Raw genomic sequence first — 22105 nt, 5'->3', positions numbered from 1 at the left:
CTTGTGGGGAGGAGTTGGAGGTGGGGGTGATTGGGTGGCCCTCGGCCTGCGCAGGCTGGCGGAGCCACCCCCACCCCTGTCCCCTCCCCACAAGGGGGAGGGGACGTGCGCTCCGCGCCCTGGCGCATCTCCGCGCTCATTTGCCGTCGGTCAGCGCGGGGTCGATGTAGCTCTTCACGTCCTGGGCGGTCTTGTAGACCTCGTACTTGACGTTGAAGGCGTCGGCGTAGCGGCTGGAGCCGTAGAGGGAGCCGAACCCGTCGGCATCCTTCATCACCTTGGCGCCCTCGGCCAGGGTGAGGAGCTTGGTGCCCTTGAGGAAGCGGGTGAAGGTGGGCGCGTCGATGCCGACCTTGGCCGCCATGATCGTCACGGCGTCGGGTTGCGTCTTCGGGTCCTGGATATAGGCGACGACCTTGTTCCAGACGCCGACGAACTTGATCCACTCGGCCCGGCGGCCCGACAGGCTGGCCGGCGAGACGGTGACCACGTCGTAGATCAGGCCCGGCTCGTCGGCGGAGGTATAGAGCGGCTTGGCGCCGGCCGCGCCCTTCATCGCCTGCCCGGCGACGGGCTGCCAGGCGCCGATGGCCGAGACGTCGCCGGAGGCGAGCACCTGCGGGGTCTCGTTGGTCTTGGCGTTGACCAGGGTGACGTCCGTCTCCTTGAGGCCGAGCTTGGTCAGGCCGTTGATGAGGAGGAGATGCTCCACGAGGCCGACTTCGAGGCCGACTTTCTTGCCCTTGAGGTCGGCCAGTGCCTTCACGCCGGGCTTGCCGACGATCATGTCGTTGCCGTTGGAGTAATCCGTGAGCATGATCATGACGTTCTTGGCGCCGTTGCCGCCCATCACCAGGGCATCGCCGTTGGTGCAGGTGACGGCGTCGAGCTTGCCGGCGGAGAACGCGTCCATGGAGGCCGAGTAGTCGAACCACTCGAACTTCGCGTCGACACCGGCTTCCTTCAGCCAGCCCTTCTCGATGGCGACCTGCCAGGCCACCCAGCCGGGCCAGTCGCTGTAGCCGATGCGCAGGGCCTCGGCGGCGTGCGCCACGGGGATGGAGGCGGAGGCCGTGAGGAGGCCCAGGGCGAGGGCGCAGCCCGTGATGGCCTTGCGTCCGGCGGTCAGGATCGTGGAAAGGTGCATCTGCATTCTCCGAACCGCGTAGTACGATCGCTGGAAATCGTAATACCGATTGCGTTTCACCCATACAAGAGACGTGCCAGGTTCGGCCCGGCATGGAGGAGAGGCCCGATGGCCGGTGGCGACGAGACCGAGATGGGTGCCGATGACGGGGCGGTCCCGGAGGAGGGCGCGGGCGGGCGGCGCAAGCCGGTGAGCCGGATCAGCCTGTCGCTGTCCGAGGACCTGCTCTGCGAACTCGACACCATGGTGGGGGAGCGAGGCTTCGCCAGCCGCTCCCAGGCGGTGGCGACGATCCTCCACCGCTCGCTCGTGGAGCACCGGCACAAGGTCGGCGACCGGGTGATGGTGGGCACGATCACGCTGTTCTACGACCATCTCGCGCCCGGCGTGCAGCAGCGCCTAGCCGACCTGCAGCGGCGCTACATCGCGGAGGTGATCTCCTCGCTCCACGTCCACCTGATGAACAACCAGACCCTCGAAGTGGTCCTGGTCCAGGGGCCGGCGGCGACGCTGCAGACCATCGCCGACACGATGATCACCGAGCGCGGCGTCATCTCCGGCCGGCTGGAACTCGCCGCCGCCCTGATCCCGCCCATCCATCCGTTCCAGGGGGAGGGGGGCGGCTGAGGCTTCGCCCGACGGTACCGCCTCGACGGAGGCTTCCAGCAGCGTTGTGTGATCTGGATGCCTCCTTCGAGGCCTTCGCTTCGCTGCAGCACCTCAGGATGAGGAGTCTGGTGGGATGAGAATTGGTTGCCGGGGCCGAGGTTTGCCTTCTCCTAACCCGACCACCTCATCCTGAGGCGCCGCGAAGCGGCCTCGAAGGAGGCCTCCAGAACTCGGAGCGCGAAGTGGACCTCTCCTTCGAGGCCCGGATTCAGGCCGTTTCGGCCTCCGGCTCGCCCGCCGCCTCCGGCATCGCCTCGCCGTCGGGGATCACGTCCACCTCGACCTTGAGCTTCTGCGGGCCGGAGGAGGAGACGATGCCGTCGATGGGCGAGACGTCGGTGTAGTCGCGGCCCCGCGCCACAACGATGTGGTCGTCGCAGGCGCCGATGTTGTTGGTGGGATCGAGGCCGATCCAGCCATCCCCGCACCAGACCGAGACCCAGGCATGGCTGGCATCGGCACCCCGCAGGCGCGGCCGGCCGGCGGGCGGGATGGTGCGGATGTAGCCGCTGACATAGGCGGCGGGCAGGCCGAGTCCGCGCAGGCCGGCGATCATGATATGCGCGAAATCCTGGCACACCCCCGCCCTGAGGGCGAAGGCCTCGGCCAGCGGCGTGTGGACGGTGGTCGCCTTGGCGTCGAAGGTGAAGTCGGTGCGGATGCGCCGCATCAGGTCGACGGCGCCGCCATAGGCGCTCCGGCCGGGGGTGAAACTGGCCCGCGCATAGTCGGTCACGTCCGGGTCGAGGGGAACCCTGACGCTCGGGAACACGAAATGCACGGGGGCGTCGGGCGCCATCGAGCGGCCGGAGATCGCCGTGTCGCGCACATTCTCCCAGGGCATGCCGGATTCCGGCTCCGGCAGCGGCGGACGCTTCACCTCGACCCGCGAGAGGGCTTCCACCCGCAACTCGCTATGCGGGGAGTCGATCAGGAAGGTCACCACGTCGAGGCCGAAATAGTCGCGCCGCACGGTGCGGGTCCGCGGCGTCGGCGAGATCGTCAACTCGCTCGACAGGACGCTCTGCCCCTCTCCGTCGCGCGGCTGCAGCCTGAGGGCGCAGCGGGCGTAGCGGACGGGCTTGCCGTAGCGGTAGGTGGTGAGGTGGCGCAGCGTATAGATCACGCGAGCCCCACCAGCTTTTCCGGCCGCATGGCATGCGGTCCGTTGGGGAAGTAGCGGGTGACGATCGCGTCGGCGAGGCCCTCGAAGGTGTTTTCTAGGCGGGCCAGGGCCGCGCCGTCGAGTTCCGACGCCTCGGCCGTGGTGAATTCGGCGGCGAGCTTCTGGGCGAGGCGCCGGTGCGACTCGGGCAGGCCGTCGACGCGCAGCGCCGGCAGGTCGGCGAGATGGCGGCAGATCGCCTCGATCTGGAAGGCGACGGAGCGCGGGTTGAACGGATCGAGGAGCACCATGTCGCGGACCGGGTCGATGGCCACGCCCTGCATGTAGCGCGCGCCGAAGGAGACGTGCGAATCGCAGAGGGACAGCATGACGCCGAGATCCTCGGCCGTCGCCTCGTCCCCCGCGAAACGGGCGGCGAAGGAGCAGGTGTTGATCGCCCGCTCGATCCGGCGGCCGAGATCGACGAAGTGCCAGCCCGCCGTGCGGTTCATGTTCTCCTGCGCCAGCCCCGCCAGGGCGGCGATGTGGCCGAGCGCCCGCTCCGCCAGCCCGAGGAGTTCGGCCTCGGCCAGGTCCCTGGCCTCGTCGAGGTCGAGGAGGTCCTTCAGATCGGCCAGGGCGCGCCAGGCCTCGCTCGACAGCCGCTCGCGCAGGGAGGCCGCGTTGTGGCGCGCCGACAGGCTGTGCGACAGGGCAGACCCGTAGGTCGCCCGCCCGCTCAGGGCCTCCTGCGCGAGTTTCGCCGTCGGCAGGTCGGGCGCTTCGATGGCGCCCCATTCGTCCAGCAGGGCGCGGATGCGGAGAGCGGTGGGCGCGCTCTCGGTGCCGGCCATGTCGGCGATCACCGCGTTCCCGACGCTGCCGAGATGGGCGATGACGAGGCGGATCACCGCCTCCGCCCGCTCCACGTAGCGGCCGAACCAGAACAGGTTGTCGGCCGCCCGCGACGGCAGGTGGCCGGCGATGCGGCGCACGCGCGGGGCGCCCGGATGCATCAGCGAGACGGGCTCCACCGGGCCGTCCGAGAGCACCCACACATCCGCCGACTTGATCCCGGCCCGCATCTCGATCGGGTTCACGTCGGGCCGCTCGGAAATGCGGCAGAAGCCGCCGGGCATCACCCGCCAGCCGTCGGGCGTCGCCGCCGCGAAGACGCGCAGCACGAAGGGGCGGGGCACGAGGCGCATCCCGTCGGGGCCGGGCTCCCAGCCCGGCATGGTGGAGAGGGGGGCGTGCTCCTGCGCCACGTAGTCGAACGGACGGTCGCGCAGGGCGGCCACCACGCGCTCGCGCTCGGCGACGATGGCGTGCGGCCCGAGGATGGCGTCGCGCCCCATGCCCTTGGTCGGGGTCGCCACCGGCCGCAGGTCCAGCCGTTCGAGGTTGTCGCGCACATGGGCCAGGGATTCGGGATCGCCGCACCACCAGCTCTTCGGCCCCTGGAGGCTGAGGTCGGTGCCGAGGAAGTAGCGTGCGATGCGCGGCAGATAGGCCCCGAGCGCCCCCGATTCCAGGATGCCGGAACCCGGCATGTTGCCGACGACGAGGCTGCCGTCGCGCAGGGCCTCCAGCACGCCGGACACGCCGAGGCGCGAGGCCGGGTTGAGTTCGAGCGGGTCGAGATAGTCGGAATCGATGCGCCGCCACAGGGCGTCGATGCGCTTGAGGCCCGAGACGGTGCGCACGTGCAGCACCCCGTCCTGCATCACGAGGTCGTCGCCCTCCACCAGCAGCAGGCCGAGATAGCGCGCCAGCGCCGCCTGCTCCACATAGGTCGAGCTCAAGGGGCCGGACGTCAGCAGGCCGATGCGCGGGTCGCTGCGCTGCGCGCCCATGACCAGCCCGTCGCGAAACGCCTGGAAGAACGGGGCGAGGCGCTCGACATGAAGGTCGGCATAGAGGTCCGGGAAGGCGCGGGTCAGCACCATCCGGTTCTCCAGCGCGTAGCCGGGGCCGGAGGGCGCCTGGGTCCTGTCGGCGAGCACCCGCCAGCGCCCGTCCGGCCCCCGGCCGATATCGGCGGCATAGAGCTTGAGCCAGCGCCCGCCCGGCGGCGTCACCCCCGAGAGCGGGCGCAGGAATTCCGGCGCACCGGCCACCAGGGCGGCCGGCAGCACCCCTTCCGACACCATCCGGCCGGGGCCGTAGATGTCCGAGACGATGGATTCCATCAGCCCGGCCCGCTGGACGATGCCGGCGCTGAGGGCGCGCCATTCGGCACCCTCGATCACCAGGGGCAGGGAACTGAGCGGCCAGGCATGCTCGCGCTGGTCGCCGTAGATCCGATACGAGATGCCGGTATCGCGGATGTGCCGCTCGGCCGAGGCGAAGCGGGCGGTGATCTCGGCGCCGCTGAGGGCGCCGAGGCGGTCGAGCAGGCGTGGCCAGGCCCCTTTGCAAGGCCCTTCGGAAACGCCTTCGCGAGGCCCGTCCGGCCCCGCGAACTCGTCCGGGATTCCGGGCCGAGGCCGGTAGTCCGAGGTCCAGCGCGCGACATGCGACGCCGTTCCTCCGGCTTGCGCCTCGGCCATTTGGGTCATCGGGGTGCTGGCGTTCTGAGATCGAGGGTGAGCGGGAACTCGCGGCTGATCTCCTCGACCGGCATCTCGACCTTGCCGGGGGTGTGGCCGTGGGCCTGGAAGCGCGCGAGACGGCGCCCCTCGGCCTCGTAGGTGTTCACCGGGAAGGTCTCGTAGTTGCGCCCGCCGGGATGGCTGACATGGTAGCGGCAGCCGCCGATCGAGCGTCCGCTCCACGCATCGAGGATGTCGATGGTGAGAGGCGAATGCGCGGGGATCGTCGGATGCATCGAGGAGGCCGGCTGCCACGCCTTGAAGCGCAGGCCCGCCACCGCTTCGCCCACCGTGCCGGTGCTCGTCATCGGAAGGCGCCGGCCGTTGCAGCTGATGATGTGGCGGCCGGGCACGAAGCCCTCGACCTTGACCTGCAGACGCTCCACCGAGCTGTCCACGTACCGCACCGTTCCACCGATCGTCCCCTCTTCGCCCAGCACGTGCCAGGGCTCCAGTGCCTGCCGCAGTTCCAGCTTGACGCCGCCCTGCTCCACCGTGCCGAAGACGGGGAAGCGGAACTCGTACTGCGCCTGGAACGCCGCCGGGTCGAAGTCGTAACCGGCTTGGCGGAGGTCTTCCAGCACGCCGAGGAAGTCCGTCCAGAGGAAGTGGGGCAGCATGAAGCGATCGTGCAGGCCCGTGCCCCAACGGACACAGCCGCCTTCCTGGGGTTCGCGCCAGGCCCAGGCGACGATGGCCCGCAGCAGGAGTTGCTGGGCCAGACTCATGCGCGGGTCCGGCGGCATCTCGAAGGAGCGGAACTCCAAGAGGCCGAGGCGGCCGGTGGGGCCGTCCGGCGAGTAGAGCTTGTCGATGCAGATCTCGGAGCGGTGGGTGTTGCCGGTGACGTCCACGAGGATGTTGCGGAAGATCCGGTCCACCAGCCAGCGCGGGATGTTGGGCTCGTCGGGTTTGGGCACCTGCGCCATGGCGATCTCGAGCTCGTAGAGCCCGTCGTGCCGGGCCTCGTCCATGCGCGGCGCCTGGCTCGTCGGGCCGATATAGAGGCCGGCGAACAGGTAGGAGAGCGAGGGGTGGCGCTGCCAGTAGAGCACGAGGCTCTTCAGCAGGTCGGGCCGGCGCAGGAACGGCGAATCGTTGGGCGTCGCGCCGCCCAGCACCACGTGGTTGCCGCCGCCGGTGCCGGTATGGCGGCCGTCGGTCATGAACTTCTGCGCGCCCAGGCGGATCTGGCGGGCATCCTCGTAGAGCTCGCTCGTGATGGTCACGGCCTCGCGCCAGGAGGTGGCGGGATGCACGTTGACCTCGATGACGCCCGGATCGGGCGTGACCTTGATGACGTTCAGGCGCGGATCGAACGGCGGCTCGTAGCCCTCGATATGCAGGGGCTGCTTCAGCTCGGCGGCGACGGCCTCGAGATGGCCGATGAGTTCGAGATACTCGTCCACCCGCTGCAGCGGCGGCATGAACACCCGCAGCACCCCGTCCCGCGGCTCGACGGCGAGGGCCGTGCGCACGGCGACGCCGGTGACGCCCGATCCGTTCTCGGTCTTCGTGCCGGGATGACCCTCGGGGAGGGCGCCCCGCTCCTCAAGCGGATCCTGGGGCTGGTAGTAGGGGTAGTGCTCCGGCGGAACGAAGGGCAGCGAGCTCAGGGGGAGGCGATACCCCACCGGTGAATCGCCCGGCGTCAGGAAGGCGTGGGTGCGGCGGAACTGCCAGGGTTCCGAGATCCAGCGGCGGTCGTCGGGATCGTCCTTGCCGAGCGGCAGGCTCGCCAGGGGGAGGGCATAACCGGCGGCCTCGCCTAGGCCGCGGTCGAACACCCGCGCGATGCGGGCATTGGTCTCCGGGTTCGGGAACTTGGCGTCCGAGGTGGTGACGTTGATCGGCAGCTCCTCCCGCTTCTCCTCCCAGTAGATCGGGTCCTCGAAGGCGGGGAACACGTAGGTTTCGAGGCCAAGGCGCTTGGCGACGCCGTCGATCAGCGCCTTCGCCTTGCTGGAGGTGGCGTCACGCGGGCCGTCCTCCTTGGCGACGAGGTCCGGATTGCTCCAGATCGGCTTGCCGTCCCGGCGCCAGTACAGGGCGAAGGCCCAGCGCGGCAGGCTCTCGCCCGGATACCACTTGCCCTGGCCGTAATGCAGCATGCCGCCCGGCCCGAAGCGGGTGCGCAGGCGCCGGATCAGCTTGTCGGCGAGGCCGCGCTTGGTCGGCCCCACGGCGGCGGCGTTCCACTCGGCCGATTCGAAATCGTCGATGGAGACGAAGGTCGGCTCGCCGCCCATGGTCAGGCGGACGTCCTGCTCGGCGAGATCGACGTCGATCCGCTCGCCCAGGGCATCCATCTTGGCCCAGACCTCTTCGGAGAAGGGCTTGGTGATGCGCGGCGCCTCGGCCACGCGGGTCACCGTCATCTCGAAGCCGAACTCCACTTCGGCGGGTTCGGCGAGGCCCGAGATCGGCGCGGCCGACTGGTAGTGCGGGGTGGCGGCGAGCGGGATGTGGCCCTCGCCGCAGAGGAGACCGGAGGTGGCGTCGAGGCCGATCCAGCCGGCGCCCGGCAGGTAGACCTCGGCCCAGGCGTGCAGGTCGGTGAAGTCGGTGGAGGTGCCGGCCGGGCCGTCCACCGCCGTCGTGTCGGGAATGAGCTGGATCAGGTAGCCGGAGACGAACCGTGCTGCGAGACCGATGCGGCGCAGCACCTGGACCAGGAGCCAGGCGGAGTCGCGGCAGGAGCCGCTCTTCAGGGTCAGCGTCTCGGCCGGCGTCTGGACGCCCGGCTCCATGCGCACGCCGTAGGTCACCTCGGAGGCGATCATGGCGTTGAGGGCCACGAGGAAGAGCACGGTGTTGGGCTGTTCGGGCAGCCGCTCGAGCAGCGCGTCGATCTCCGGTCCCGTGGCGTCGTCGGTGACGAGATAGGGCTTCAGCTCCGCCGTGAGGTCGCTCTCGTAGGCGAAGGGGCGGGTCTGGGCGTAGTCCTCCACGAAGAAGTCGAACGGGTTGATCACCGCCATCTCGGCGATCAGATCGACCTCGATCTTCAGCTCGGTGGTCCGCTCGGGGAAGACCAGCCGGGCGAGCCAGTTCCCGTTCGGGTCCTGCTGCCAGTTGATGAAGTGGTTCTCCGGCAGGATCTTCAAGGAATAGGCCGGCACGGACGAGCGCGTATGCGGCGCGGGGCGCAGGCGGATCACCTGCGGTCCGAGCTGGATCGGCCGATCGTATTTGTAGTGGGTGACGTGGTGGAGGGCGGCTTTGATGGACACGGGGACTCCCGCTGGTTCAGACGTGGTGCCGGGCGCGCGATGAACGCGCGCCGGCGGCGGGAAGCCGGAGCGCATCGCCGAAGCGCATCCCGGCTGTCATCGGCGTTTCGAGGCCGAATGACCATAGGCCGGGAACAGCGCCGACGGCAGTCGAATTCGGTGCTAGTCTACAGCGACGTTGCCCGACCGGGTGGTGGAAGGCGAAGACGTTCATCGCGTGAGGATCTTGGCCCTGGCAGTTCAGACATACGGCGTGGCGATGCGGCCCGTCGCCGGGCGTGAAGCAAATTCCGTGCATCGTGGCGCGGGACGCCGCCGCGACGCGCTCCCGCTCGCCCTCCGCGGCGTCCGTCCGGCGGGCGCGGCCGCCCGATGAAGGTCTTTCAGTGCCAGGCCTGCGACCAGCCGGTGAGCTTCGAGAGCACGGAATGCGACAGCTGCCAGCGGCGGCTCGGCTATGTCTGCCAGTCGCATGAGATGTCGGCCCTCGAACCCTCCGGTTCGGTCTGGCACGCCTATGCCGACCCGGCCCAAAAGTACCGCTTCTGCGCGAATGCCGATTACCACGCGTGCAACTGGCTGGTGCCGGAGGACAGCGCGGACCGCTACTGTACCTCCTGCCGGCACAACCGCGTTGTCCCGGACCTGACCCTCGACTGGAACCTCACCCGCTGGCGCCAGATCGAGGCGGCCAAGCACCGGTTGTTCTACTCGCTCCTGCGCCTGGACCTGCCCCTGATGACGCGGGAGGAGAACCCGGCCACGGGCCTCGCCTTCGATTTCCTGGTGGATCCGGCCGAGAGCTACAGCGTCGGCCCGCCCGTCCTCACCGGGCATCGCAGCGGCCTCATCACCCTCAACATCGCCGAGGCCGACGACGTCGAGCGCGAGCGCCGGCGGATGCTGTTCGGCGAGTATTACCGCACGCTTCTCGGGCATTTCCGCCACGAGATCGGGCATTATTTCTGGAACGTCCTCGTCCGCTACGACCCGAGCATCTGGGCGTTCCGCGACCTGTTCGGAGACGAGCGCGCCAGCTACGGCATGGCCCTGCAGCGCTACTATGCCCAGGGCGCGCCGCCGGACTGGCAGGAATCCTACGTCAGCGCCTACGCCACCAGCCACCCGTGGGAGGATTTCGCCGAGACCTGGGCGCATTACCTCCACATCGTCGACACGGTGGAGACGGCGAGCGCCTTCGAGCTCCACCTGCGGCCGCGCCTGCGCAGCAGCGCGCCGGAGGCCGTGGTGATCGATTTCGATCCATACCAGTCCCCCGACCTCGACCGGCTGGTCTCGGTCTGGCTGCCGCTGACCTACGCGGTGAATTCCCTCAGCCGGAGCATGGGGCAGCCCGCGCTCTATCCCTTCAAGCTGACCCCGGCCGTCATCGCCAAGCTCGCCTTCGTCCACGACCGGGTCGACGCCGTCCGTTCGGCCACGGGGCACCAGGTCGATTCCGACGTCCTGAAGGCCGTCATCACCGGCCTGCGCCAGCGCGTGGCCCCTCCGAACGTTTGATGCCCGCCTCTCAGGTCCTCACGGCTCCGGCGAAGAACTCTCCGGCTCCGGCTTGGGAAGCCGGCGCGGGCGACCGTCGTCGTCGATGGCCACGAAGGTGAAGGTTGCCTCGGTCACCTTCTCGCGCAGCTTGGTGCGGAAGCGCCGGGCCCAGGCCTCGACCTGGATCTTCATGGAGGTGCGGCCGACACTCTCCACCCGGGTATAGACGCAGAGCACGTCGCCCACCCGCACCGGGCGGATGAAGGTCATCGCATCGACGGCCACGGTGACCACGCGGCCCTGCGCCTGATCGACGCCGGCGATGCCCCCGGCCTGGTCCATCTGCGACATCACCCAGCCGCCGAAGATGTCGCCATTGGCGTTGGTGTCGGCCGGCATCGCGATGGTGCGCACCGTGAGGTCCCCACGCGGATCGCTGGTCTCGCCCATTGCGGTCTCCACCCTGATCGCCGCCGGCCTTGGTTCGTCCGAGGCGCGGCCTTGGTTCGTCCGAGGCGCGGCTTGGCCTCCTGCATCGGCCGAGAGGTGGCGTCAGGTCAAGAAAAAGCCCGGTCGTCCCGAAGGGGACGACCGGGCCTCGAAACCGGCCGGCGTGGCCGACTCAGTAGTAGAAGCGACGCGGGCCGTAGAACCGGCGCGGGGCGTAGTACGGGCGACGGTAGAACGGACGCGGCGCGAAGTACGGACGACGGTAATACGGGCGGGCGTAATAGGGGCGACCGTAGAACGGGCGACGGTAATACGGCCGGCGGTAGTAATACTGCGCCTTCTCGACGACGGCCGGTGCGGCCTCGCTCTGAAGTGCGGAAACCGGGCCGATGGGCGCGGCCGAAGCGCCCTGGGGGGCCAGGGCGGCGAAGCCCAGGGCCAGCAATGCGGCCAGAAGGAGTTTCCTCAACACGTTCATGACTCCTCAGATGATCGAACGACGGTGATGATACGACGGCACGCGCGGGAATGCATGCTTGGCCGTCAGCCGAACTCACGGAATCGGCAAACCGTTTCATGCCCCCTGCCGGCAAGCTTAACGGTTAGCCTTGTGGCGAACGGCCTTCGCCCGAGCGGGGCCGGGTGGACGGGTCAGGCGATCTTCAGCGTCATGTCGACCACGCTGGCCTCGGCCGAGCCCTTCACCAGGGTGATGCCGTGCTCGCAATCTTCCCGGCGGGCATAACCCTCGGCCGAATCGGCGATGACGTTGCCGTTGGTGACACGGAGGCGCCAGCGCCACTCGCCACCCGAATCCCGGTAGAGTTCGAAACGCATGTCCACGCCTCCCTCGCGGCGATGACCGCCATAGGGTCAGATGGCGCGGAATCGCCCGTCGGCAATCCCGTCCCGGCAGCGAGCCCGGACACGACAACGCCGCCCCGGACGATCCGGGGCGGCGTCGGGCCGGGCGAACCCGACCATCGCAACGTTAAGTGAGATCAGGAACGCGGGAAGCGATCGAGCCAGCCGATGGCACGGCCTTCGCCGCCGGCATTGCTGCCGGCGCCGCCGCTGCGCGGGCGCTCGCCCTGGCGCGGAGCGCGGTTGTCGCCGCGCTGGTCGGGACGGGGGCCGCGGCCCTGTCCTTCCGACGGACGATCGCCGCGGCCTTCCTGGGGACGGCCGGACCGGGCCTGCCCGGCGGGCTGGCCACCGCGACCGCCGCCCGGACGGGCACCGGCGCCGGGACGACCGCCGCCGGGACGCTGGCCCTGGCGCTGGCCGGGACGCTGGCCCTGGGGCGCCGGACGGCGCTCCTCGGCCTGGGCGGCCTCGGCGGCCTCCTGGCGGGTCGGCGGGTTGAAGCCTTCGGGGAAGGCGCCGACGGGGATCTTCTGGCGCGTGGTGCGCTCGATATCCCGCAGGTAGGCCTTCTCCTCGTCGTTGCAGAACGAGATGGCGAGCCCGTTCGCCCCGGCGCGCGCGGTGCGGCCGATGCGGTGGACGTAGCTCTCGGGCACGTTGGGCAGGTCGTAGTTGATGACGTGGCTCACCGCCTCGACATCGATGCCGCGGGCGGCGATGTCGGTGGCGACCAGCACCCGGCAGGACCCGTCCTTGAACGCGGCGAGAGCCCGCTCACGCTGCGGCTGGGACTTGTTGCCGTGGATGGCGGAGGCGTTGATCCCGACCTTCTCCAGGCCGCGCACGACGCGGTCGGCGCCGTGCTTGGTCCGCGTGAAGACGAGCACGCGCTCGATCTTCGGGTCGCGCAGGATGTGGTTGAGCAGGGCCTGCTTCGCGCCGGTATGGGCGAAGATGACTTCCTGGGTGACGCGCTCGGCGGTGGTCGCCACGGGGGTGACGGCGACCTGCACCGGGTCGCGGAGATACTGGTCGGCGAGGCCCGCGATGTTCTTCGGCATGGTGGCCGAGAAGAACAGGCTCTGGCGCTCCTTCGGCAGCATCTTCACGATGCGCTTGAGGGCGTGGATGAAGCCGAGGTCGAGCATCTGGTCGGCCTCGTCGAGGACGAGGATCTCGACGGCTTCGAGGGTCAGCGAGCGGCGCTCGATGAGGTCCATGAGGCGGCCCGGCGTGGCGACGAGGATGTCGACGCCGTTGGCGAGCGCCTTCTCCTGACGGGAGATGGTGACGCCGCCGAACACCACGGTGTTGGTGAACGACAGGTATTTCCCATAGTCGGAAAAGCTCTCGGCGATCTGGTTGGCGAGCTCGCGGGTGGGCGAGAGCACCAGCACGCGGCAGCCGCGGCGGATGGCCTTGCGCGGGTTCTGGGCGAGGCGATGCAGGATCGGCAGCGCGAAGGCCGCGGTCTTGCCGGTGCCGGTCTGGGCGATGCCGCAGAGGTCGCGGCCTTCCATGGCGGGGCGGAGGGCCTGGGCCTGGATCGGGGTCGGGGTCTTGTAGCCGGCCTCATCCAGGGCGCGCAGAACGGGCTCTGCGAGGCCGAAATCGGTGAATTGGGTCAAGGGTAGACTTTCAGGCAGCGGGACCGGCCGGACACCACCGAAACGATGGCCGTCTTGTCGAAGGGGCTGGTCCGTTGAGCTGGAGGCCGCCCGCGTGATGGGGCGATCCGGGTGCATGCACGTTGAAGAGAGGGGCTCAGGTCGCTTGGGCCGCGCTGACGCGCAATCGGCGATCCGTCACGCAGCCCTCTCAAGCGAACCTGTCACGGCCGCTGACGCTGCGACTGCGATATGCGCTTTCGCGCCTGCGAAGTCAACGTGGTGCCCGAGCCATTCGCCGGGCGCGGGGGTTACCACCCGTATCGCGCCATCTGATCGAGCTTGGCCCGGACCGCCGTCTCGTCGCGGCCGAGGGCGGCGATGCTCTGGGACAGGCCGTAGCAGGTGCCGCAGAAGGGGAGCTGGACGAGGGGCATCGATTCGGCGCGGAACCGGGATACGGAGCCGATCAGGCAGGCGATGACCACCTCGTCCGGGGGCGTGCCGACGCAATCGCCGCGCGGGCTGCCGAACAGGGCGCGGTTGGGATAGGCCAGGGCCAGGGTGGTGCCGCCCCGCCGGTCGGGAGCCGGAGGCACGGTGTAGCTGCGCACGAACAGGCCGGCGAACAGCAGCATCGCGCCGAGGGCCGCGAGGAGGCGCATGGTCAGGCGGTCTCGTCGAAGCGGGTCCGGTGGAACACCTCCGTCCCGGCCCCGTCGATGACGCGCACCGCCTCGGCCGGTCCGCCGGAGCGCTGCGGCGCCCGTGCCCGCGCGAACAGGAGGAGCGCGCGCTCCGTGGCGCTCTCCGCCCCGCTGGCACGGATCGACAGGCGCTGGCGCACGCGGTCCTCGCCCTCGTCGTCGGAGCCGAGGATCTCGATGTGGAACGTCTCGCGCGGAGTCACGATCGGGCGGCCTCCGGATGACGTCTGTGGCGATGGCTGGTCATTGCGGGGAGCTTTCGCCTCAACGTGGCGCCTGTGCAAGATGGGGCGTGCGCAAGGTGCCGCCCCGGCGAGCCTGCGACTGTGCAAGCCGGGGGCGGATGTGGTTGAGTGGCGTCGACCTCCTTATGATCGGACAGAGCAGACATGGCGCCTTCGCATTTCGTCACGACCGGCTGGCTCAAGGAGCGTCTCGGCGCGCCGGGCATCATCGTGCTCGATGCGTCGTGGTACCTGCCCGCCCAGGGGCGCGATGCCGCAGCCGAATACGAGGCCGCCCACATCCCCGGCGCGATCCGCTTCGACATCGACGCCATGAGCGACGAGACCTCGCCCCTGCCGCACATGCTGCCCCGGCCGGAGGTCTTCGCCTCGCGCATGCGCGAGCTCGGCATCGGCGACGGCATGCACATCGTCGTCTATGACGGGATGGGCCTGTTCTCCGCGCCCCGCGTCTGGTGGATGCTGCGCACCTTCGGCGTGCGCGACGTGCAGATCCTGGAGGGCGGCTTTCCGGCCTGGCTCGCCGCCGGCGGTCCCACCGAGGATGGCGACGGCCCCCGCCGCGACCGGCGCCATTTCTCCGCGCGCCTCGACCACGGGGCCGTGGCCGATGCCGCCGACGTCGCCCGCGCCCTCGAGACCGGCTCGGCCCAGGTGGTCGATGCCCGCTCCGCCCCGCGTTTTCGCGGCGAGGAGGCCGAGCCGCGCCCCGGCGTGCGCCCCGGCCACATGCCGGGCGCGCGCAACGTCCATTATTCCGCGCTCCAGGCCGACGGCCGGTTGAAGGACGCGGATGCCCTGCGCAAGGTCTTCGCCGATGCCGGCGTCGATCCGGCCCGCCCCGTGGTCACCACCTGCGGCTCGGGCGTGACGGCGGCCATCGTCGCGCTGGCCCTCGATACCCTCGGTCATCCCCCCCGCGCGCTCTATGACGGCTCCTGGTCCGAATGGGGCGTCGACCCCGCGCGGCCCGTCGCCACGGGACCGGCCTGAGGCGGCGAACGACCGAGCCCGCACGCGCGTGGCCCATGATGGATTAAGTATCGCCGTGCCGTCCCCCGATGCGGCGCCGGCGCGGCAGCGTTCCGACGGGCGCGTCCGCGTGCGCGTCGTCCGCCACGGGATCGGCACGCATGTGGCCGACCTCTCCGAGGCCGGGCCGCTTCGCCTGCGGCTTCCGCGCCACGCCGCGGGGGCCTGCGAGGCGGTCCTCTTGAACACGGCGGGCGGCATCGCCTGCGGCGACGGGTTCCGGGTCGAGGCGGAGATCGGCCCGGGCGCCCATCTCGTCCTCACCACCACCGCCGCCGAGAAGATCTACAAATCCGACGGACCGTCGAGCCATGTGGGCACGCGGGCGGTGCTCGCCGAGGGGGCACGCCTCGACTGGCTGCCGCAGGAGACCATCCTGTTCGACCGGGCGCGGCTGGAGCGGCGGTTCGAGGCCGATCTCGCCCCGGATGCGCGGCTGCTCGCTTTCGAGGCCGTCGTCTTCGGGCGCACCGCCCGGCACGAGCGCCTGGATTCCGGCCTGTTCCGGGATGCGTGGTGCATCCGCCGGGGCGGGCGTCTGGCCTATGCCGAATCCCTCGCCTTCGACGGTCCGATCACGGCCCTGCTGGAGCGGACCGCCCTCGGCGGCGGCGCCCGGGCCATGGCGACACTCCTCGACGTCTCGCCCGATGCCGAGGCGCGGCTGGAGGCGTTCCGCAGCCACGTGGACGCGCTCGCGTCACCGGGGGTCGACGTCGCCGCCAGTGCCTGGAACGGGCACCTCGTTGCCCGATTCCTGAGCGCCGCCCCCGACGCCCTGCGGGCGACGGCCGCGCGCCTCCTCGTGGCTTACCGGGGCATGCCGATGCCGCGGGTCTGGCAGAGTTAGAGGGGAGGGAGCTTCCCGTTCGCGCTCCAGGTTCTGGAGGCCTCCTTCGAGGCCCGCTGGCGCGGGCACCTCAGGATGAGGTGGATGGGTGGGAAGAGGAAAATGTCGGCCCCGGTCAACCTATTCTCATCCCACCAGAATCCTCATCCTGAGGCGCCGGAGCGAAGCGGAGGCCTCGAAGGAGGGCTCCAGCGGGCACTCCGGGTCATGGAGGCCTCCTTCGAGGCCCGCTGGCGCGGGCACCTCAGGATGAGGTGGATGGGTGGGAAGAGGGAAGTGTCGGCCCCGGTCAACCCCTTCTCATCCCACCAGAATCCTCATCCTGAGGCGCCGGAGCGAAGCGAAGGCCTCGAAGGAGGGCTCCAGCGGGCACTCCGGGTCATGGAGGCCGCTTCACGGCGCCCCGGGATGAGGTCGTCGGGTGGGAGAGGGCGGACCTCGGCCCCGACGGCCCAACCGCTCGGCCGGTCGAACCTCACGCCGCCGACCGCTTCTCCACGATCGTGGTCTCGATCAGCGTGTCCGGCTCGTAGAGCCAGCGCGCCATGGCGCCCGCCGTGACCGCACCGAGGATCGGCGCCAGCCAGAACAGCCAGAGCTGCCCCATGGCCTCCGCGCCCGCGAACAGGGCCGGGCCGCTGCTGCGCGCCGGGTTGACGGAGGTGTTGGTGATCGGAATCGAGATCAGGTGGATCAGGACCAGGGCGAAGCCGATGGGAATGCCGGCGAACCCGGTGGCCGCGCCCTTCGACGTCGTTCCGATGATGATGAACAGGAAGAAGAAGGTCGCGAGGGCCTCCACCAGGAAGCAGGAGAGCAATCCGTACTTGCCCGGGCTGAGCTCGCCGTAGCCGTTCGAGGCGAAACCGCCCGGCACCCATCCGGCCTTGCCGGAGGCGACGAGGTAGAGCACGCCCGCGCCGAACACCGCTCCGACGACCTGCGCCACGATGTAGGGGACCACGTGATGGTCGGCGCAGCGTCCGGCCGACCACAGGCCGAGGGTGACGGCCGGGTTGAAATGGCCACCCGAGATATGCCCCACCGCATAGGCCATGGTCAGCACCGTGAGCCCGAAGGCGAGGGCCACGCCGAGAAAGCCGATGCCGAGGGCGGGGTAGGATGCGGAGACGATGGCCGCGCCGCAGCCTCCGAAGGTCAGCCAGAACGTCCCGAAAAACTCGGCCGTCGATCGCCGGATCGTGTCATGTGTCATGGCAGCCCCGCTCGAATGCAGGAGGAATTCTCATGTATTCACACCACGAGAATCGGCTTTATCCTTGGTCTTGACGCGCAGAACCTAGATTTCGCCACGCCCCCTGGCAATCGCTCATTGGGCGTATCCGATCGGACCGGCCGATGGGCGACGCCGTTATTGTGCAGGTTGCTTACCGCCCGAAGGCCGCTTCGGGGAGGGGCTCATGGACTTGCCCGGCCGACATCGCTATGGGCGGCGACGGCCGACGGGACGGCCGATGGGGGACCGGAACGTGGTCGAGACACATGCCGCCGCGCGCGAGGCGATCCTCGCCTTCATCGCCGGTCGCAATCCCGGCCTCGCGCCGGGTGCGGTGACCGGATCGACCTCCCTCGTCACCAGCGATGCCCTCGATTCCATCGGCGTGCTCGACCTGATGATGGAGCTCGGCGACCGGTTCGGCTTCGAAATCGAGGAGGACGCCTTCGCGCTCGCGCATTTCGAGAGCGTCGACGCCCTGGCCGCCTTCGTCGAGGCCAAGCGGGTCGGGGCGCAACCCTGAGCGGGTCCGAGGACGCAAAACCGGTGACCCCTTTTGCCGAACCCGCTTAGCCCCATGCCGGCGCCCGCCCTGCTACCCGATCTCCTCGACGGTCCGGCCTGCGCGTCCGAGCGGATCGCCCTGGTCTCCGGCGACGAACGGCTGAGCTATGGCGGGTTGCGGGCCGAGGTCGAGCGGCTGGCTCGGAGGCTGCGCGAGGACGGCGCCGAACCCGGCGACCGGATCGCGATCCTACTTCCGAAATCCATCGCCGAATGCGTGGCCATCTTTGCCATCAGCCGGGTCGGGGCGGTCGTCGTGCCGATCCATCCGAGCCTGCGCCCGCGTCAGGTCCGGCATATCCTGGCCGATTGCGGGGCACGGTTCCTCGTCACCGACGCCACCCTCTACCCTCCCCCCGCAGAGGGGGGAGGGCTCGCACACCCGCTGATCGTCAGGCTCGCCCCCGACACCGTCACCGCTCCGCCGCCCGGCCTCGCGGCGATCCTCTACACGTCCGGCTCCACCGGGCTGCCGAAGGGCGTGATGCTCAGCCACGCCAATCTCCTGGCCGGCACGCGGATCGTGCGCAGCTATCTCGCGATCGCGCTCGAGGACCGCATCCTCTCCGTCCTTCCGTTCTCGTTCGATTACGGCCTCAACCAGCTCCTCACGAGCGTCGAGCAGGGCGCCTGCCTCGTCCTCCTCGAGTTCCGCTTCGGCGACGAGGTGGTGCGTGCCGTCGAACATCACCGGATCACGGTTCTGGCCGGTGTCCCGACCCTCTGGACCCTGCTGACCCGCGCGGCGCCGAGGCTCGGCAAGGCGGATCTGTCGTGTTTGCGCATCCTCACCAATTCGGGCGGCGCGGTGCCGCAGGAGACCGTGGCGCGCCTGCGCAGGGCGCTCCCGCACACCGATATCGTGCTGATGTACGGCCTCACCGAGGCTTTCCGCTCCACCTACCTGCCTCCGGGCGAGATCGACGTGCGGCCAGGCTCCATGGGCCGCGCCATCCCCGAGACCGAGATCTTCGCCGTGGACGCCGACGGGCGGCGGACCCGGCCCGGCGAGCCCGGCATCCTCCACCATCGCGGCCCCACCGTGTCCCTCGGCTACTGGAACCGGCCGGAGGATACGGCCCGCGTCCTGGTGCCGGACCCGCGTTTCCCGCAGGACGGCACCCTCGTCTGCCGCTCCGGCGACCTCGTGGTGGAGGACGAGGGCGGCTATTTCCGCTTCCTCGGCCGCGAGGACGCGATGATCAAGAGCGCCGGCTTCCGCGTGAGCCCCACCGAGGTGGAGGAGGCGCTGATGGAGACCGGCGCGTTCCGGGCGGTGGCGGTGATCGGTCTGGCCGATCCCGGCCTCGGGCAGCGCATCCACGCCGTCGCCGTGCCGGCCGGGAGCGGCCCCGCTCCGGACGAGGTGCTGCAGGCCGTGCGGCGGACGCTGCCTCCGCACATGGTTCCGCGCGCCGTCGAGACCGTCCCGGCCCTGCCCACGACGCCCAACGGCAAGGTCGATTACAAGCGCCTCGTGGCGGAACGGACGAGCTATGTCTGACCCGATCGGCGACAGCCTCGCGGACCGCCTCGTCTCCGCCAACTTTTCGCGACGCGACGGCGTGCTCCATGTGGGCGGCCTCGATCTTCGCGGCCTCGCCGAGACCCACGGCACGCCGTTCTTCGTCTACGACGCCGCCCTCTTGCGCCGCGCCTATCGCGACCTCGCGGGGGCGGTCGCCGGCTTCGCGGTGGTGGATTACTCGGTGAAGGCCAACCCGGCCCCCGCGATCATCCGCGTCTTCCGTGACGAGGGGGCGGGGGCCGAGATCGCATCGGCTGCGGAATTCGCCGCGTCCTGGGCGGCCGGTGTCGATCCGCGCCACATCCTGTTCGCCGGGCCGGGCAAGAGCGACGCCGACATCGAGGCGACGGTCGCCGGCGGGATCGGCGAGATCCATCTGGAGAACGGGGAGGAGATGAGGCGCGTGGCCGAGGCCGCGGAGCGCCACGGCACCGTCCAGCGGGTGGCGATCCGGATCAATCCGGGGCCCGACGCACAGGGAGGCGCCATGCGGATGGGCGGCAAGCCCTCGCCCTTCGGCTTCGACGAGGAGGAACTCGAGGCCGTCGTCGATGCGGTGGAGGCCGAGCCGCGCCTGCATCTCTCCGGCATCCACCTCTTCGCCGGGACGCAAGGGCTCGTCGCCGCGACCCTCCTGTCGCAATGGGCCTACGGTCTCTCCCTGGCGGAGCGGGTGGCCGACCGGGTCGCCCGCCCGCTGGAGACGATCGACCTCGGCGGCGGCCTCGGCATCCCCTATTTCTCCACCGACGCCGCCCTCGACCTCGACGCCATCCGCGACGGAATGCCGGCGCTCATCGCCCGTGTGACGTCGGATCCCCGCCTCAGGGAGGCGCGGATCGTGCTCGAACCCGGACGGTTCCTCGCCGGGCCGGCGGGCCTTTACGTGGCGCGGGTGAGGGCGGTGAAGGTCTCGCGGGGCAGCCGCTTCGTCATCACCGATGGCGGCATGCACCACCATCTCGCGGCGTCCGGCAATCTCGGTCAGGTGGTCAAACGCGATTACCCCGTGACGAGCGTGGTGGATCGCGGCGGCCCGCGTTCGCCCTGCGCCGTGGTCGGCCCGCTCTGCACGCCCCTCGACATGTTGGCCCGCACCACGCCGCTGCCGGACCTCACGGCGGGCGACCTCGTGGCCGTCCTGCAATCGGGCGCCTACGGGCTGACGGCGAGCCCCACCGGCTTTCTCAGCCATCCGCCACCGGCGGAACTCCTTGTGGACGAGGGCAGGGCGCGCGAATGCGGCGCGGCGCGGCGGCCGGCGGACTGACGACGCGGCAAGCCTTCATGGGACAGCCGGCTCCTGACGAGCCACGGCATCGCCCAAAATCCATTTTGAATTGTATCTCCAGTGGCTTACCTCATCCTGAGGTGGTCGGGTGGGAGAAGGCGAACTTCGGCCTCGTCAAGCCATTCTCATCCCGGCAGAATCCTCATCCTGAGGCGCCGCAGCGAAGCGGAGGCCTCGAAGGAGGGGGCCAGTTCGCGCGCCGGGTTCTGGAGGCCTCCTTCGAGGCCCGCTGACGCGGGCGCCTCAGGATGAGGTGGTCTGATTGGATGATCCACGTGGGCATCGGCATCCGTTGAGGAATCGATTCGAACATGACCGAAGCAGGCTGGCATCGGCATGCCGATCCGCCGAGAGCCACCGAGTTTCGCAACGGAACGGAAACCCTCGCCGCGTTAGAATCCGCGGCGTTCGGACGCGATGCGGGAGGTGACCGATTGAGACGGGGTCTCGCCGTCAGGCAGAAATCGACCAAGCTCGAGTTTCTCAAGCACATCGTGGCCAGCACGCAGATGGGCCCGGAGGTCTTCTCGACCGTCATGACGAGCGACGACTATGCGCGCGACCACGTCCAGATGATCTGCGAATCGCTTCAGCTCGGCCTGACCCGCCTGTATCGGGACCGGGACGGATACGGCTACGAGGTGCGCATCACCCGCGCCGGCAAGCTCCTGGCGTTCGGCGAGATCGAGGCGGCGGCGGCCGTGCTCGATTCCGGCAGGGGGATCACGCGTCTCGCCGGTGACCCGCCGGAGGGCGCCCTCGGCACGCTCCTGGCTCCCGGCAGCAAGGGCATATCCCTCTACGGCATCGCCGCCCGGCAACACGCCCCCGAGATGATCCGCGGCGTCGCCACCGGCCACCTCTCCGTCGCGGATGGCGTCATCCAGGCATCCCCGCTCCTTACGAGGTCGACCGGATTGGGCGGATGGGGGGACATCGGCGGGCTCGCCCGTCCCTCGCGCGAACGCGAGACGACCTTGTCGCTGCCGTCGAGCCGTTCGACGCGGCATGTCTCGGCGCGAAAACCCTGAGCGGGTTTCGCGGAAGTGGTCCGCGGTTCTGCGATAGAAACCTGCGACACATCGAGGAGCCAAGCCGCCTGAAGCGTTGGCGTGCCAACGCGCACCTGCTCAGGGCCTCGTTCCGCTCAGCCCTTGCGCTCCGTGAAGTCGCGAAACGCCTCGAGGGTCTCGGCGCTGACGTGATGCTCGATCCCCTCCGCGTCGCGCCGCGCGGTCTCGGCGCTGACGCCAAGGGCGCAGAGGAAGTGCTCGACGATGCGATGGCGCTCGCGGCTCTGGGCCGCGAGCATGCGCCCGCTCTCGGTGAGGAACACGCCGCGATAGGGCCGCTGCTGCACGAGGCCGTCCTCGGCGAGGCGCTTGAGCATCTTGGCGACGGTGGGCTGGGCGACGCCCAGGCGCGCGGCGATATCCACCTGCCGCGCCTCGCCGCCATCGCCGATCAGATCGGCGA

Annotated in this window: 20 protein-coding genes; 8 read left to right on the top strand and 12 right to left on the bottom strand. The window is 70.0% G+C overall.

Annotation, left to right across the window (positions count from 1 at the left end; all coding sequences use genetic code 11):
• Positions 1 to 136: 136 nt before the first annotated feature.
• Complete coding sequence (locus MBTS_RS10920; protein WP_192215616.1) at positions 137 to 1153, bottom strand: ABC transporter substrate-binding protein; 1017 nt, start codon at positions 1151 to 1153, stop codon at positions 137 to 139.
• Positions 1154 to 1255: 102 nt separating this feature from the next.
• Between MBTS_RS10920 and nikR the strand changes: the two genes are divergently transcribed.
• On the top strand, positions 1256 to 1774 hold the full coding sequence (gene nikR, locus MBTS_RS10915; protein WP_210245967.1) for a nickel-responsive transcriptional regulator NikR: 519 nt from the start codon (positions 1256 to 1258) through the stop codon (positions 1772 to 1774).
• A gap of 250 nt (positions 1775 to 2024) precedes the next feature.
• Here the strand turns inward: nikR and MBTS_RS10910 are convergent, their stop codons facing one another.
• Genes MBTS_RS10910 through MBTS_RS10900 form a run of 3 tightly spaced genes read right to left on the bottom strand, consistent with a single transcriptional unit; the run spans position 2025 to position 8748 of the window.
• Entirely contained in the window at positions 2025 to 2942 is a 918-nt protein-coding gene (locus MBTS_RS10910; protein WP_192215615.1) for a transglutaminase family protein, read from the bottom strand.
• Positions 2939 to 5482, bottom strand: a complete 2544-nt coding sequence (locus MBTS_RS10905; protein WP_192215614.1) for a circularly permuted type 2 ATP-grasp protein — start codon at positions 5480 to 5482, stop codon at positions 2939 to 2941. Before MBTS_RS10905 ends, MBTS_RS10910 begins: the two co-directional genes overlap by 4 nt.
• Entirely contained in the window at positions 5479 to 8748 is a 3270-nt protein-coding gene (locus MBTS_RS10900) for a transglutaminase family protein (RefSeq protein ID WP_147833298.1), read from the bottom strand. Before MBTS_RS10900 ends, MBTS_RS10905 begins: the two co-directional genes overlap by 4 nt.
• A 372-nt stretch (positions 8749 to 9120) precedes the next feature.
• Here MBTS_RS10900 and MBTS_RS10895 point away from each other — a divergent pair, with 372 nt between their 5' ends.
• Complete coding sequence (locus tag MBTS_RS10895) at positions 9121 to 10269, top strand: zinc-binding metallopeptidase family protein (RefSeq protein ID WP_056141488.1); 1149 nt, start codon at positions 9121 to 9123, stop codon at positions 10267 to 10269.
• A gap of 18 nt (positions 10270 to 10287) precedes the next feature.
• Here MBTS_RS10895 and yciA read toward each other — a convergent pair whose 3' ends face one another.
• From yciA to MBTS_RS10865, 6 genes are all read right to left on the bottom strand, one after another.
• Positions 10288 to 10701 carry an acyl-CoA thioester hydrolase YciA gene (yciA, locus tag MBTS_RS10890; RefSeq protein WP_018043079.1) on the bottom strand — a complete coding sequence of 138 codons (414 nt, stop codon included), beginning with the start codon at positions 10699 to 10701 and terminating at the stop codon, positions 10288 to 10290.
• A gap of 172 nt (positions 10702 to 10873) precedes the next feature.
• Positions 10874 to 11173 (bottom strand): hypothetical protein, encoded by a 300-nt coding sequence (locus tag MBTS_RS10885; RefSeq protein ID WP_147833543.1) that lies wholly within the window; start codon positions 11171 to 11173, stop codon positions 10874 to 10876.
• Positions 11174 to 11352: 179 nt separating this feature from the next.
• On the bottom strand, positions 11353 to 11538 hold the full coding sequence (locus MBTS_RS10880; RefSeq protein ID WP_018043081.1) for a YegP family protein: 186 nt from the start codon (positions 11536 to 11538) through the stop codon (positions 11353 to 11355).
• 164 nt (positions 11539 to 11702) lie between these two features.
• Positions 11703 to 13196, bottom strand: coding sequence for a DEAD/DEAH box helicase (locus MBTS_RS10875; RefSeq protein WP_192215613.1), 1494 nt, complete (start codon positions 13194 to 13196; stop codon positions 11703 to 11705).
• Positions 13197 to 13486: 290 nt separating this feature from the next.
• Positions 13487 to 13840, bottom strand: coding sequence for a hypothetical protein (locus MBTS_RS10870; protein WP_056141493.1), 354 nt, complete (start codon positions 13838 to 13840; stop codon positions 13487 to 13489).
• Between the two features lie 2 nt (positions 13841 to 13842).
• Positions 13843 to 14085 (bottom strand): hypothetical protein, encoded by a 243-nt coding sequence (locus tag MBTS_RS10865; RefSeq protein WP_027174009.1) that lies wholly within the window; start codon positions 14083 to 14085, stop codon positions 13843 to 13845.
• Positions 14086 to 14271: 186 nt separating this feature from the next.
• Here MBTS_RS10865 and sseA point away from each other — a divergent pair, with 186 nt between their 5' ends.
• Both sseA and MBTS_RS10855 read left to right on the top strand, forming a co-directional pair.
• On the top strand, positions 14272 to 15120 hold the full coding sequence (sseA, locus tag MBTS_RS10860; RefSeq protein ID WP_056141496.1) for a 3-mercaptopyruvate sulfurtransferase: 849 nt from the start codon (positions 14272 to 14274) through the stop codon (positions 15118 to 15120).
• Between the two features lie 55 nt (positions 15121 to 15175).
• Entirely contained in the window at positions 15176 to 16009 is an 834-nt protein-coding gene (locus tag MBTS_RS10855) for an urease accessory protein UreD (RefSeq protein WP_192215612.1), read from the top strand.
• 475 nt (positions 16010 to 16484) lie between these two features.
• On the opposite strand, the gene aqpZ is transcribed toward MBTS_RS10855, so the two are convergent.
• Complete coding sequence (aqpZ, locus tag MBTS_RS10850; RefSeq protein WP_192215611.1) at positions 16485 to 17225, bottom strand: aquaporin Z; 741 nt, start codon at positions 17223 to 17225, stop codon at positions 16485 to 16487.
• Positions 17226 to 17499: 274 nt separating this feature from the next.
• On the opposite strand from aqpZ, the gene MBTS_RS10845 reads away from it, so the two are divergent.
• The 4 genes from MBTS_RS10845 to MBTS_RS10830 all read left to right on the top strand — a co-directional run bounded on the left by MBTS_RS10845 (position 17500) and on the right by MBTS_RS10830 (position 21660).
• Positions 17500 to 17769, top strand: coding sequence for an acyl carrier protein (locus tag MBTS_RS10845; protein ID WP_238254079.1), 270 nt, complete (start codon positions 17500 to 17502; stop codon positions 17767 to 17769).
• A gap of 54 nt (positions 17770 to 17823) precedes the next feature.
• Positions 17824 to 19314 carry an AMP-binding protein gene (locus tag MBTS_RS10840; protein ID WP_192215610.1) on the top strand — a complete coding sequence of 497 codons (1491 nt, stop codon included), beginning with the start codon at positions 17824 to 17826 and terminating at the stop codon, positions 19312 to 19314.
• Positions 19307 to 20608, top strand: a complete 1302-nt coding sequence (locus MBTS_RS10835; protein ID WP_192215609.1) for a type III PLP-dependent enzyme — start codon at positions 19307 to 19309, stop codon at positions 20606 to 20608. The genes MBTS_RS10840 and MBTS_RS10835 overlap by 8 nt, the downstream gene beginning before the upstream one ends.
• 455 nt (positions 20609 to 21063) lie before the next feature.
• Entirely contained in the window at positions 21064 to 21660 is a 597-nt protein-coding gene (locus MBTS_RS10830) for a hypothetical protein (protein WP_147833146.1), read from the top strand.
• A 116-nt stretch (positions 21661 to 21776) separates the two neighbouring features.
• Here the strand turns inward: MBTS_RS10830 and mntR are convergent.
• Positions 21777 to 22105, bottom strand: a 329-nt coding sequence (gene mntR, locus MBTS_RS10825; protein ID WP_192215608.1) for a manganese-binding transcriptional regulator MntR, incomplete at its 5' end; no start/stop codon positions are given.

This window comes from Methylobacterium bullatum (genome assembly GCF_014845095.1).
In the GTDB taxonomy this organism is placed as follows: domain Bacteria; phylum Pseudomonadota; class Alphaproteobacteria; order Rhizobiales; family Beijerinckiaceae; genus Methylobacterium; species Methylobacterium bullatum.
Note: the sequence above shows the minus strand (reverse complement) of the source record. Positions and strands in the feature narration are given on the sequence as shown.

Coding starts and splice junctions, on each gene's coding strand:
- MBTS_RS10920 (WP_192215616.1), bottom strand. CDS start 1,153: ATGCAGATGCACCTTTCCACGATCCTGACCGCCGGACGCAAGGCCATC.
- nikR (WP_210245967.1), top strand. CDS start 1,256: ATGGCCGGTGGCGACGAGACCGAGATGGGTGCCGATGACGGGGCGGTC.
- MBTS_RS10905 (WP_192215614.1), bottom strand. CDS start 5,482: ATGACCCAAATGGCCGAGGCGCAAGCCGGAGGAACGGCGTCGCATGTC.
- MBTS_RS10895 (WP_056141488.1), top strand. CDS start 9,121: ATGAAGGTCTTTCAGTGCCAGGCCTGCGACCAGCCGGTGAGCTTCGAG.
- yciA (WP_018043079.1), bottom strand. CDS start 10,701: ATGGGCGAGACCAGCGATCCGCGTGGGGACCTCACGGTGCGCACCATC.
- MBTS_RS10880 (WP_018043081.1), bottom strand. CDS start 11,538: ATGCGTTTCGAACTCTACCGGGATTCGGGTGGCGAGTGGCGCTGGCGC.
- MBTS_RS10870 (WP_056141493.1), bottom strand. CDS start 13,840: ATGCGCCTCCTCGCGGCCCTCGGCGCGATGCTGCTGTTCGCCGGCCTG.
- sseA (WP_056141496.1), top strand. CDS start 14,272: ATGGCGCCTTCGCATTTCGTCACGACCGGCTGGCTCAAGGAGCGTCTC.
- aqpZ (WP_192215611.1), bottom strand. CDS start 17,225: ATGACACATGACACGATCCGGCGATCGACGGCCGAGTTTTTCGGGACG.
- MBTS_RS10840 (WP_192215610.1), top strand. CDS start 17,824: ATGCCGGCGCCCGCCCTGCTACCCGATCTCCTCGACGGTCCGGCCTGC.
- MBTS_RS10835 (WP_192215609.1), top strand. CDS start 19,307: ATGTCTGACCCGATCGGCGACAGCCTCGCGGACCGCCTCGTCTCCGCC.